Annotated in this window: 8 protein-coding genes; all 8 read left to right on the forward strand. The window is 47.4% G+C overall.

The genetic code is table 11. The features are described from left to right. Nucleotides 1–257 precede the first annotated feature (257 nt). The 8 genes from GK108_RS00370 (at nucleotide 258) to GK108_RS00405 (ending at nucleotide 13,497) form a co-directional block, all read left to right on the forward strand. The gene (locus GK108_RS00370; protein WP_163941107.1) at nucleotides 258–1,025 is read left to right on the forward strand and encodes an NUDIX hydrolase; all 768 of its coding nucleotides are present in this window, start codon (nucleotides 258–260) and stop codon (nucleotides 1,023–1,025) included. 304 nt (nucleotides 1,026–1,329) lie between these two features. Continuing rightward, complete coding sequence (locus tag GK108_RS00375; RefSeq protein ID WP_163941110.1) at nucleotides 1,330–4,605, forward strand: CotH kinase family protein; 3,276 nt, start codon at nucleotides 1,330–1,332, stop codon at nucleotides 4,603–4,605. 103 nt (nucleotides 4,606–4,708) lie between these two features. Then, nucleotides 4,709–5,875, forward strand: coding sequence for a Gfo/Idh/MocA family protein (locus GK108_RS00380; protein WP_163941112.1), 1,167 nt, complete (start codon nucleotides 4,709–4,711; stop codon nucleotides 5,873–5,875). Nucleotides 5,876–5,998: 123 nt separating this feature from the next. Beyond that, entirely contained in the window at nucleotides 5,999–7,972 is a 1,974-nt protein-coding gene (gene nagB / locus GK108_RS00385) for a glucosamine-6-phosphate deaminase (protein WP_163941115.1), read from the forward strand. A gap of 214 nt (nucleotides 7,973–8,186) precedes the next feature. After that, nucleotides 8,187–8,960, forward strand: a complete 774-nt coding sequence (locus tag GK108_RS00390) for a hypothetical protein (protein ID WP_163941118.1) — start codon at nucleotides 8,187–8,189, stop codon at nucleotides 8,958–8,960. A gap of 62 nt (nucleotides 8,961–9,022) precedes the next feature. Then, entirely contained in the window at nucleotides 9,023–10,180 is a 1,158-nt protein-coding gene (locus GK108_RS00395) for an acyltransferase family protein (RefSeq protein ID WP_163941121.1), read from the forward strand. Then, entirely contained in the window at nucleotides 10,177–10,572 is a 396-nt protein-coding gene (locus GK108_RS00400; protein WP_163941124.1) for a hypothetical protein, read from the forward strand. The genes GK108_RS00395 and GK108_RS00400 overlap by 4 nt, the downstream gene beginning before the upstream one ends. 75 nt (nucleotides 10,573–10,647) lie before the next feature. After that, nucleotides 10,648–13,497 carry a M16 family metallopeptidase gene (locus GK108_RS00405; protein ID WP_163941127.1) on the forward strand — a complete coding sequence of 950 codons (2,850 nt, stop codon included), beginning with the start codon at nucleotides 10,648–10,650 and terminating at the stop codon, nucleotides 13,495–13,497. The last annotated feature ends 98 nt before the right edge of the window (nucleotides 13,498–13,595 follow it).

Below are 13,595 nucleotides of genomic sequence, written 5' to 3' on the forward strand. Positions count from 1 at the left end.
CGGAGTTAGTAAAAGGGAGTTACTATTCCTCCGTAAATGGTAGTTTTGTGTGATGCGTAAATACGTTTTAAACGTAACGGACGGTTGAGTCACGAGAGAAAGCTAAACAGAATAGCGTTTAGAGGAAAAGCTGTATCCTGTATACGGCATGATGTGTCAGAATACGTAGCCAAATTAGCCCACGGCCACAAACCGTCTATTGTGAGCCGTGAGGTCTAAGTACACCAATATAGACGATTGAAAAAGAATCTTCCTGGATGACTTATAAGGAACAACTGACCACTCATTTCAACAACATTTCGGAGGTATGCGTACCTGGTCTGTCACTGGATTGCGTCATTTTTGGTTTTCACGAGACTCGTCTTAACGTACTGTTGTTACGGTGGAAAGGTACCGATGAATGGTGCCTGCCGGGTGGGTTCATCGTTAAAGATGAATCGGTGGACGTAGCTGCTGGCCGGGTACTCCATGAGCGAACGGGTTTGGATCGGTTGTTTTTACAACAGTTTCATTTGTTTGGCGATGCGGTTCGATACGATCGGGAAGATACGTGGCGGAGGCAGAAAATGCCCATGCCATTTGGTAGTGCGGCATGGCCGGAGCGAACCATATCAGTAGGCTATTACGCATTGGTCGATCAGCTCAAAGTAACACCGATGGCCGATTTTATGTCCGATGAATGCAGTTGGTGGGAAGTAAACGAATTGCCGTCCTTGCTGTATGATCATAAACATATAATCGACGTAGCACTCCGAACCATTCGGGTTCAATTGAGCTGGCAACCCATCGGCCTGAATTTATTACCCGAAAAGTTTACGATTCCAGAATTACAACGGCTCTATGAAGCCGTTCTAGGCCGACCGCTGGATGCCCGTAATTTTCATAAAAAAATAATGGGACTCAATATTCTTATCCGTATGGATGAGCGCCGGACAGGCAAGGCCCACAAGTCGCCTTACCTGTATCAGTTCGATCAGGAGCGTTATCAACGAGCGTTGATCAATGGCGATCTAAGCTTTGTTTAAGCATATCCGTTAGACTTACTACTACCTAAAACCTGCTACAAGGCAGACGTAGCCGCTTTGTATAGCTGGCTATTTTCTTCCACTTGCTCATTAGTTTTTATGCATCGGCTCCTCTGCTGCAGCCGACAGCAATTCCGTTTTCTAAATAATAGTAAAGAGACGGATCTTTAGTTGCCGATTACTTAATAATATAAATATATTTGTATAAGACATAAATTATCTCCTGCTAGTATTCTGATATGTTCATTTGTTTGAATTAGAGCTTGGAGGGTTTATAGTTATCCATACCAGTCTATACAGATTTATGAAAACGTTAAGTTCTACTTGTCTACTCTGTCTTCTAGTAAGCTTTTCTGCGCTCGGTCAGCAATTGTATGTCAATGAGATAATGGCTTCCAATAGCCACACGCTGGCCGATAATTCCGGTTCGTATGAAGACTGGATTGAAATTTATAATCCTAACAGTTTTACCGTCAATATTGCCGGTTACTACATTACTGACAACTTATCGAATCATACAAAATCACAGTTTCCGACGGGATCGTCGCAGACCATTATTCCGGCTAATGGCTATAAAATTATATGGGCCAGCGAAGTCCCCAGTCGCGGCCCTTTACATGCCAATATTAAATTGTCGGCCGGGGGGGAAGCGGTAGGTCTGTATCGGCCAGATGGATCAACAGTTGATGAGGTTACGTTTGGTGCACAACGTACCGACGTATCGTGGGGCCGACAACCGGATGGAGCCGCTACCTGGCTGTTTTTTGCTGGCAGTAATATCAGCGCCGGTAGCTCAAATAATGGCAAAACAGGGTATTCGACGGTAATGCCAGAACCTACGTTCTCGCAGAATGGTGGCTTTTATACCAGTAATTTCAATCTGAGTTTACTTTCTTCCGACCCTGCCGCAACCATCTACTATACGCTGGATGGCTCGGACCCAGACCCGGCTAATTTAACGCCCCAAACGTATCAGTATAAAAATACATATGTCGAAAATCCTGGACAATCGCCGGGTAGTTTGCAGACGGGCACGTACCGGACATACACGTATTCCAGCCTTATTCCGATCAGCGATCGGACGAGTGCCGCAAATAAAGAATCGACAAAGTCATCCTCATTCTTTAATCCTCCGTTTTATCTGCCGATCAGCCCGGTTTTTAAAGGGACCGTTATTCGGGCCATAGCCCATAAACCCGGCGCTTTGGCCAGCAATATTGTTACCAATACATATTTTGTGACAAACACGCCAACGCCCCGCTACGCGGTGCCTGTTGTTTCGATTGCTACCAACGAAAAAAGCTTTTTCGATTATTATTCTGGGATTTACACGCCCGGAATCACATTCGATAACTGGCGGGCGGCCAATCCTTCGTTGTCGGCTGGCTTTTGTACAGGCGGCAATTTTTCGAATGAAGGGGATGCCTGGGAGCGGGCTGGTAACGTAGAGTTTTTTCTCAATAACAATTCTATTTTAAATCAATCCGTTGGACTACGTATCAACGGGGGGTGTTCGGTGTCAGTGCCTCGCAAAAGCTTGCGACTGTACGGCGACTCCGATTTCGAGTATCCATTCTTCAGTAACCGGCCCAGTAATCAATTTTACAATCGGTTGCTCCTACGTAACGGTGGTAATGACTGGGATTATAGTCTGATCGTTGATGCTTATATGCAGACAATGGTACGTCATTTGAAATTTGACACCCAGTCCAATCGGGCGAGCGTCGTGTTTGTGAACGGTGAATATTGGGGCATACATAGTCTGTATGAACGATACGATAAATACTATCTCAACCGAAATTATAAGGTCAGTCCAGATAGCGTCGATATTGTTTCGTTAAGTTTTGCGGTTGAAGCAAACGAGGGTGACCTGGTAACCTATAACTCGCTGGTAAACTATTTCGATAATACCAATCCAGTAAGTTATTCGTATGTGACGACGAAGATAGACGTTGAGAATTTTACCGATTATCAGATCGCCGAAATATACGCTGCCAATACCGACTGGCCGGGCAACAACCAGCAGCTTTGGCGGAAACGTACCAGCCAGTACGCACCAACGGCTCCCTATGGTCAGGATGGGCGATTTCGCTGGATGTTGAAAGACATGGACTATGGGCTTAGTTACGTCAATAACCAGGACCATAATACGTTGGCACACGCCACCGATGTGAACATATCGGCTACCCGTTTTCTGCGAAAACTATTAGACTTACCCGATTACAAATCGTATTTCATCAATCGCTACGCCGATTTGCTCAACACGACGTTTACAGTGGATCGTACGGTGGCTATGCTGAATACCATGCAGCAGGAATACCAGCCGTATATTACGGAGCATTATGAGCGATGGCGTACCAATAAAACCCTAACGACCTGGAACAACAACGTGGGAGCGATCCGAACGTTTGTGCAGCTACGTCCCGATCGCGTCCGTAGTCACCTTCGCTCTAAATTTGGCCTGTCTAGTAATCGTAATCTGACCGTAAACGTGTCGGATACGGCTCGAGGTTATGTTAAGGTCAATACGATTGACATTCGACCCTCAACGGCTGGCGTTGCTGCCAATCCATATCCGTGGACGGGTATTTATTTCCAGGGGAATACCATACGTATTGTTGCAAAGGCCAAACCCGGCTACCGATTTGTGTCCTGGCAGGAAAACGGAAACACGATTTCAACGGATACGGCTTATAGTTATAACCCAACTACCAATCGATCATTCACAGCTCTATTCGACTTCGATAATAACTTTGTCGGTAAACCAGCCGCTTTTGATCTTAGTACGTGTGATTATCGGTTTGAAGCCTGGCCTGCCAGCTCACCGGCTGGTACGTATCCACCTAATACGCATTTGGTGAGTATGAATACGCCCGATCCACCATTGACGGCTACGTTTACGCTGGCCGATACGGTTAAAGGAGCTTATAATTATTCGAGCAGTACACGTATCAATGGCCTGGGCGATGATGGATTATCGTTCATCAATACCGGTGGAGCAAACACGGGCTATGTAGCCAGTAGTTTGGGCGGTATGGTCCTCGGGTTAAAAACATTAGGCCTGACCGAAGCGTCTGTGCAGTGGCGGGGAGGTACCGTAACGCCTAATCCAAGACCGTATGCCATCCGGCTACGGTATCGGATCGGAAACACAGGGCCTTTTACTGATTTGCTGGATGGGTCTAATCAGGTGGTCGAGTATGTGCGGAATGCCAGCGCTGGGCATTCGCAGGTAATCGGGCCGGTTGCTCTGCCAGCCAGTCTGCTGAATAAGCCTTATATTCAGTTGTTGTGGCAGTATTATTCAAACGGCTCTGGTTCGGGCGCTCGCGATCAGCTACGTATCGACGATATTATCATTAGCCGGGGAAATTGCCAAAGCCTGGCGTCTGGTTCCTGGAATACGATTTCTACATGGAGTTGCGGTCGTATTCCGTCGGTATGTGACCACGTAGTAATTGCCGATGGCCACACGGTTACGTTAGGTATCAGCAATGCCACTGCCCGAAGTGTGCAATTTGGTACGAATGCTAAACTAGTGTACGCCAATAACACAGCTTCATTGTTCATTCAGAACTGAGTATTAGAACAGCGTGCTACGTTCCCATAAGACTATTGCATAGGTTTAGGCTAACATAAGGCCCTTGTCGGCGGTTGTTTCTGCGGATACAACTCGCACAACTATGGAAACAAATGCATCGGCCGAACGTGAAATAGGGCTTGGCGTTATTGGTATGGGAGGATTTGGTTTGTTCGCTGTACAACAATTCCTCCAAACACCACACACAAAGCTGGTTGCCATTGCTGGCTCGAAACGGGAAGAAGCGATCGTAACAGCCAAACGATTCGGGGCCGAACAGCTAGGCAGCCTGGAAGAACTTGTTCAGCACCCGGGTGTTGATGTCGTGTATATTGCTACTCCACCTTTTCTGCATTACGAACAGGCCATGCTGGCGCTCAATGCGGGTAAACATGTTATCTGCGAAAAACCGCTGGCGATGAATCCCGAGCAGGGAAAAGAAATGGTTGAAACCGCCCGAGCGAAAGGTCTGCTGATGGTAACGAACCTGATGCAACGCTACAACCCGATGTTTGCCCGGATCAAGCACCTGATCGACAAAAAACTGCTGGGTGAATTTTTACATGGCTACTTCGAAAATTACGCTGGCGATGAAGGCTTGTCGCCGGAGCATTGGTTCTGGGATCGTAGCAAAAGCGGGGGGATTTTTATTGAACACGGTGTTCACTTCTTCGATATGTTTTCGGGATGGCTGGGCGACGGTGTTGTTAAATCAGCTCAGGTAGTAAAACGTCCACGTAGCAACGCCCGAACGTCGGACCTTATCGAAGACCAGGTTCAGGCTGTAGTCGAGTACGGTGACGAAACCAGCGGTAAAAAACTCGTTAACTTCTATCATGGGTTTACACAAACCGGGCGCATGGACCGTCAGGAGATGCGGTTGCTGTTTGAACGGGGCGACATAACACTGTTTGAATGGGTTCCCACTCGTATGATTATGCGTTGTATAGTCGACGAAGAAACGACTCGTGCCTTACTGGATCTGTTTCCTGGAGCCCAGCTGAATGTAACGGCTAATGTGAGTGGAAAAGATCGTCCGCTACGTGGTCGTCATAAAGAATTTGATGCCTATCAGCAAATTGAGCTTCGGTTTGGATTTGGCGATGAAAAGCAACATCTCTACAGCGAATTGCTTCGATTAATGTTCCGCGATCAGGTAAGTGCAATCAAATACCCAGATACTCACCGGACAATTCGGGAGGAGAATGGACTTTACTCATTGAAAACCGCCACTGAGGCCGACCAACTCGCAAGACAAACGATTGCATAGCAGGATTTGTTACCTATATTATAAAAAATTTTAAAAATATGCGAACGAACATCCATAAAGACGTACGAACTCGCTGATTTTTTGCGACCTTTGCAAGCTCATACTAATCCCTCCGCATAGCGCATGATCACCGAGTCTCAACTACTCGATAACCCGGACGGACAATTACCGGGCTTCCCCTCTGCTGGTGGCCCGCTCCAGGCGGCTATTACGTACGAAAAAATCCCGACACACATTTATGCCGATGCCAAAGCTGCATCGCGGGCTGTTGCTCAGGAAATTGCCGATTTGATTCGGAAAAAACAAAGTGAAGGCAAGCCCTGCATACTGGGTCTGGCAACGGGTTCATCGCCCAAAACGGTTTATGCCGAATTAATTCGCATGCACCGGGAAGAAGGGCTGAGCTTCCACAATGTTGTCTCGTTCAATCTGGATGAATATTATCCGATGGAACCTAATTCGTTGCAGAGCTACTGGCGGTTTATGCGGGAGCAACTATTCGATCATGTCGATATCCCACAGGGTAATTACCACGTTCCCGACGGTACGTTGCCAGCCGATCAGGTTGCTGAGTTTTCGAAGAAGTACGATGCGGCTATTGAGGCTGCTGGCGGATTAGATTTTCAGTTATTAGGTATTGGTGGCAACGGTCATATTGGTTTTAACGAGCCAGGTTCGCTGATCAACTCGCACACCCGCCTGATGATGCTCGACAATTCGACTCGGGCGGCTGCTTCGACAGACTTTGGCGGACTTCCTAAAACGCCCCGTAAAGCGATTACGATGGGGGTAGCCAGTATACTGAGCGCTCGTCGCGTTGTGTTATTAGCATGGGGTGAGCGTAAAGCTCCGGTTATTCGTGGGGCTGTTGAAGGGACCGTTACCGAATTAAATCCGGCATCATATCTCCAGACGCATCCTAATGCCTTGTTTGTTATCGACGAAGCGGCTGCTTCTGAACTGACCCGCATGAAAGCACCCTGGCTGGTGGATTCTGTGGTTTGGGACAACAATATGAAGAAAAAAGCCGTCACCTATTTGTCGCTGGCACTAGGTAAGCCCATTCTTAAACTGACGGATCGCGATTATAACGATAACGGTATGAGCGACCTGCTGGCTCAGTATGGTCAGTCGTACGATATCAACATCGATGTATTCAATCAACTACAGCACACCATTACTGGCTGGCCGGGTGGTAAGCCTAACGCCGACGATACGAACCGGCCTGAGCGTGCCCTACCTGCTCATAAACGTTGTTTGATTTTCAGTCCGCACCCCGACGACGACATCATTTCGATGGGTGGTACGTTCCAGCGCTTACGCGATCAGGGACATGATGTACACGTAGGCTATCAAACGTCGGGTAACATTGCCGTAGCCGATGATGAAGCGCTACGTTTTGCCGACTACGTCGTTGATTTCAACTCGAAATTCAGCATCGACAGCCCCGAAGCAACCCGTATTTTCCAGGATGCCGCTGCTTTCCTGCGCGAAAAGAAAGATAGCGAGATGGACAGCCTTGAAGTTCGCTACATCAAAGGGCTGATTCGCATGGGCGAAGCGAAGGCAACCTGCCGTTTTGTTGGTATTCCGGTTGAAAACGCACATTTCATGAATATGCCGTTCTATGAAACCGGAAAAGTTGCCAAGAAGCCGCTCAGCGAAGAAGATATTAAGATCACGATGGAGTTGATTGAAGAAATCAAACCGCATCAGATCTATGCCGCTGGTGACCTGGCCGATCCGCATGGTACGCACAAAGTGTGTCTGGATGCAGTGCTGGAAGCGGTTCGCCGATTGAAGCACAAAGATTTCATGAAAGACTGCTGGGTATGGCTCTACCGGGGCGCTTGGGCTGAGTGGGATATTCACGAAATTGAAATGGCTGTACCGATGTCGCCTGATCAGGTGATGAAAAAACGGTTAGGTATCTTCAAACACCAGTCTCAGAAAGACGGCGTTGTGTACCAGGGTACCGACTCTCGTGAATTCTGGCAACGGGCCGAAGAGCGTAACCAGGGAACGGCTGGTTTATATAACCGGCTAGGGTTAGCCGAATACGAAGCCATGGAAGCGTTTGTTCGCTGGAAGTTTTAAATGCTGTTAAGAATAAAAAGCCCGATGCGTGCTACGTATCGGGCTTTTTGCTTTGTAGCCTGCACGTCTACGTCCGGATAGCTCGAATTTTTTCGGATGCAGACGTTCCGACTACCATTAAAATAACAAATAGTTGTTTATTGTAATATATATTTTAGATATAATTGCATGAATATATAATAGTTGTATTATAATTTGCCTGGCGGCTGTCATTATGGTAGGAAGAAGTAAGCAGAAAATGATTCGACTTTTTGCGTTGCATGAGTTTATTGTCGATCATTTTACGAAAGCCGACTGGATTAAGTTGGGGTATCTGACCGATAGTGTCGAACTGATCGAGGAGCATCCTCGACTGTTACGTAGTATGCTTTTTAAAGACGATGATTATGAGGGGAATAGCTTACAGATTTTATCAAAATTAATCACGGAGAGCATCAGTAATCTGTACGAAATTGAGCGTTTTGTTGAGGAGAAGAAAGCCACTTTAAACAGACCAGTCAGATACGTATCCGATTTTGTGTCTACTGTACAATTGTCGGCCCCTGAGCGTGTCATTACGTTTTCGCCCGACGTATTCCGAATTCCTGACAAAAGGGTAGAGGAGAACGTACTGTCGGTAATGATGCCGTTTGAGAGTCGATTTTCGGGGACTTATACGGCTATTCGAAACGTGTGCGAAAAACTTAAAATCGAGTGCAAACGCGCCGACGATATTTGGGATAACAGTATCCTGATTCAGGACGTATTTGATCTGATCTATACATCAAAAGCAGTCATCACTGATTTCACGGATCGGAACCCTAACGTCTTTTATGAAACCGGCGTAGCCCATACACTCGGGAAAATCGTGATTCCGATTACCCAGTCGGTTGGCGACATTCCATTCGATTTACGGCATCACCGCGCCTTAACCTATTTATCCAATACCGAAGGTTTACAAAAGCTGGAAAAAGACCTGGAAAAAAAACTCGTAAAAGTATTCAGCTAAACTTTTAGCCCTACTTGTCGTATCTTCGGGGAACCTCGCCTGGATAATTCTACCCGTTCCTCATGCAATCATTCGTTTCGACAAGTACGGCTTCGGTTCAAACAGCTCCTGTTTCATCAGGACGATTGCTTTCTCTCGATTTCTTTCGTGGATTGACCGTAGCGGCCATGATTACGGTCAATAATCCTGGCGATTGGGGCCATATCTACGCTCCGCTGGAACATGCCGCCTGGCATGGCTGGACGCCCACCGATCTGATTTTTCCGTTTTTTCTGTTCATTGTGGGCGTATCGATTACGTTCGCGCTGGCGGGTGCTAAAGCCGATGGGCAGAACGTAGTGGGCAAGATTGTCAAACGTAGTGTTACGTTATTTCTGCTCGGTTTATTCTTGAATTTCTTTCCAAAGTTTGATATCTCCACCGTGCGTCTTCTGGGCGTACTACAACGTATTGCGTTGGTTTATCTGGCCTGCTCATTACTGTTTCTGAAAACATCGCCCCGACAACAGTTGTATTTACTCGCAGGACTATTGGTCGGCTATTGGGTGTTAATGTCGTTCGTGCCTGTACCGGGTGTAGGGTACGCCAATCTTGAGCCGGAAACAAATATGGCGGCCTGGCTGGACCGAACGATTCTTACGCCCGCACACGTCTATAAACCGGCCAAAGTCTGGGACCCGGAGGGTTTGCTCAGTACGTTGCCTGCCATTGGGACCGGTCTTCTGGGGCTATTGGCCGGAACGTTGTTACGTAGCCAGCGCCCCTCTGCCGAGAAAGTAGCCTGGCTTTTCACCTGGGGTTGCCTGGCTACGTTGGGTGGACTAATCTGGAATGGCTTTTTTCCGATCAACAAAGCCTTGTGGACGAGTTCGTTTGTTTTGCTGGCTGGCGGCCTGGCAATGCTTGGACTGGCGTTATCGTACTGGCTAATTGACGTCATGCGTTATCGGAAAGGCGTTCTGCCATTTGTAGCGTTTGGCGTAAATGCTATAACGGTATTCTTTCTGTCGGGGCTGATTCCGCGGATTATGAACCTGATTCACGTAACGCGTCCTGACGGAACCGAATTAGGATTAAAAGAGTACCTGTATCGGGGTTTTATAGCTCCCCATTTTTCGGACCCGATCAATGCGTCGCTGGCGGGCGCTTTAACATTTGTCATGATCTGGTTCGGGATTCTGTGGTGGATGTACCGGAAAAATGTTATTATTAAGGTGTGACTCAGTATGTTGACGATCTTAAAGACCAGATTGAGCGCATTCTGCGCTGGGAGCCATCTGCCCATTGGCGTCCGCGCGATTTTGTGCAGTTGAGTGAATTGATCTTTGACCATACACAACAACGTATTGAGGCTCATCATCTGCAGATTTTCTGGCGTACGTCGGAAATTATTTCACCCAACTTACTCAACGAACTGGCCCGTTTTGCCGATTACACGGACTGGCGCGATTTCTGTCTTCGCAATTCGTATGGCAGCGTATCAGTAGATAATGAAACAGTGCTCACGCATTCGCCAATGTGGGAAATACCAATACGGTGGGTAGTGGCTATCTGTTGGTTTTCAGTTATTGCTTCCGTGGTTATCGCCATTTTGTTAGTTTGGAAACGATAAACGTTTCATCTCCTCTCAGCGTTATATCGTATAGTTTAGTTAATAACAGAACCACAATCCAATTAGAACGACCGAATGGTACGTTTCCCCTTATCACTGAGTTTGTTACTTAGTGCATCGTTGGTGTTGGCCCAACCGGCCCCCAAGTCTAAATCTCCAGCTGCTAAATCGCCTAAATCTGCGCAGCCTTTATCGCTAAACAGCCTTATTCCTACTGATCCTGCTGTTAAGGTTGGCAAATTGCCTAATGGCCTGACGTACTACATCCGTAAGAACGCCGAACCGAAAAATCGGGCGGAACTACGGCTGGTTATCCGGGCCGGGTCGGTGCTGGAAAATGATAATCAGCAGGGGTTGGCTCACTTCATGGAGCACATGGAGTTTAACGGAACGAAGAATTTTCCGAAGAATGAGCTGGTTAACTTTTTACAGTCGTCGGGTGTCCGGTTTGGAGCGGATCTAAACGCGTACACGGGTTTCGACGAAACGGTCTATCAACTGCCGGTACCAACCGATTCGGCCAATGTATTTCGGCAGGCTTTCCAGATTTTGGAAGACTGGGCGCATAATGCTACGATCGACCCTGCCGAAGTGGACAAAGAGCGTGGCGTTATTCTGGAAGAGCGTCGGTTAGGCCGTGGGGCTGGCCAACGGATGCGCGATCAGTATTTTCCGATTTTGCTGAATAACTCACAGTATTCGAAACGCCTGCCCATTGGTACAGAACAGGTGCTCACTACGTTCAAAACCGAAACATTACGTCAGTTTTATCAGGATTGGTATCGACCTGATCTGATGGCTGTTATTGCCGTAGGTGATTTCGATACGAAAGAAGTGGAAGCCATTATTCGGGAGAAATTCGGGCGCATTCCCATGGTGAAAAATCCGAAACCACGTATTACCTACGATATTCCATCGCATAAGGATACGAAAGTGGCTATTGTGACCGATCCTGAGCAGCCAAATACCGTTGTTCAGGTGATTTACAAACGGCCTGAAATCAAAGAGAAAACGCTGAACGATTTGCGGGAAAGTATTAAGCGTGGTTTGTTCAACACCATGCTGGGAAATCGAATTCAGGAATTAACGCAGCGGGCCGATCCGCCATTTTTAGGGGGCTACAGTAATTATAGCGATTTTCTGGGCAATCTGGATGCCTTTACGTCGATAGCAGTGGCTAAAGAAGGTAACGTAGAAAAGGCTATTCGGGCCATTCTGGATGAAAACGCACGGGTAAAACAATTCGGCTTTACGGCTACTGAACTGGAGCGCGCCAAACAGGAATTTCTGACGAGCGTAGAGCAGGCGTACAGCGAACGAAACAAAACCCGGTCGGTTAATTACGTGAACGAGTACGTTCAGAATTTCACGGACCAGGAGCCATACACCAGCATTGATTTCTACTACAACTTCCTGAAACAGGTGCAGGGAGGAATTAAACTGGATGAAGTGAACGCACTGGTCGATCTGTTTATTCATAACGATAACCGGGCGGTTATTGTCATGGCTCCCGAGAAGGACAAAGCTAAACTGCCTACCGTAGAGCAGATACTGAGTTATGTTGATGATGCCGGTAAAGGCCTGACGGCTTACGAAGACAAAATGCTGAACACACCCTTGTTAGCGAAGCTGCCAACGGGTTCGCCGGTGGTGAGCGAAAAAAAGATTAAGGATATTGGGGTTACCGAATGGACGCTCAAAAACGGGGTTCGGGTGGTGCTGAAACCGACTGACTTCAAAAACGACCAGATCCTTTTTTCGGCCAGTAGCTTCGGCGGTACGTCGCTTTATGATCTGAAGGATTTTATGTCGGCCCGATTCTCGTCAACGCTGGTTTCGATGGGCGGTACCGGCGACTACAACCAAATTCAGCTAGGTAAATTTCTATCTGGCAAACAGGTCAGTGTCTATCCATATGTGGGCGAGTTGAGCGAAGGGCTCAACGGCAGCGCAGCACCGAAAGATCTTGAAACGGCCTTGCAACTGCTTTACAGTTATTTTACGCAGCCCAGAAAAGATGCCGACGTAATAAAAGGCTTTTTGTCGAACCAACGTAGCGCGCTCCAGAATCAGATTAGTACGCCAACACCCCAGCGTGTTTTTCAGGATACCGTACAGGTAACATTGGGGGCGAACAACCCCCGTCGCCAGCCGCTGAAGCCCGAAGATCTCGACAAAATTGACCTCGATCGAGCGTTGCAGGTGTATGAGGAACGATTCGCTAATGGTGGCGACTTTACATTCTATTTTGTGGGGAATTTCACGGAAGCGCAGCTAAAACCACTGGTTGAAAAATATTTGGGTGGTTTACCATCGACTGGCAAGGAAGAGAAATTCAAAGACCTGGGAATACGTATTCCATCGGGTCAGATTAGCAAAACGGTCTACAAGGGACTTGACCCAAAGGCAACGGTTCAGCTCGTTTATAGCGGAGACATGACCTGGTCGCCGGACAATACGGTTCAACTCGATGCGCTGGCTGAAGTTTTGGAAATCAAGCTGATTGAAAAGCTGCGGGAAGAGGAGAGTGGCGTTTACGGAGTAGGTGCCAATGCCGCTTACAGTAAGTACCCGGCACCGCGTTATACGTTCCGTATTAGCTTCGGATGTGCTCCCGAAAACTTAGAAAAGCTTATTGCCAAGACGCAGGAGTTGATCAATGATCTGAAACAAAAAGGGGCGCTGCCTGCCGATATTGCTAAATTTAAGGCCGAAACAAGGCGAGAAACTGAAGTCCAGTTGAAAGATAATCAGTTCTGGCTCGGCTACCTGCAAAGTCAGTATTACAACGGCGATGCGCCCGATGAAGTACTGCACGAAAACGAGCAGTTGGCTAAAGTTACGGTTGAGAGTACCAAGGCGGCTGCCAATCAATATTTTGGATCAAACCTGATCCGATTAGTACTGATGCCCGAGAAAAAATAAGGTAGAGTTTTTTTATGAGAAGGGACCGATTAGCTGATGGCAATAGCTAATCGGTCCTTATTTTTTAGGACACAACGTAATAGTATTCTACCGATCGA

Origin of the sequence: Spirosoma terrae, from assembly GCF_010435915.1 — a bacterium.
GTDB classification, from domain to species: Bacteria; Bacteroidota; Bacteroidia; order Cytophagales; family Spirosomataceae; genus Spirosoma; species Spirosoma terrae.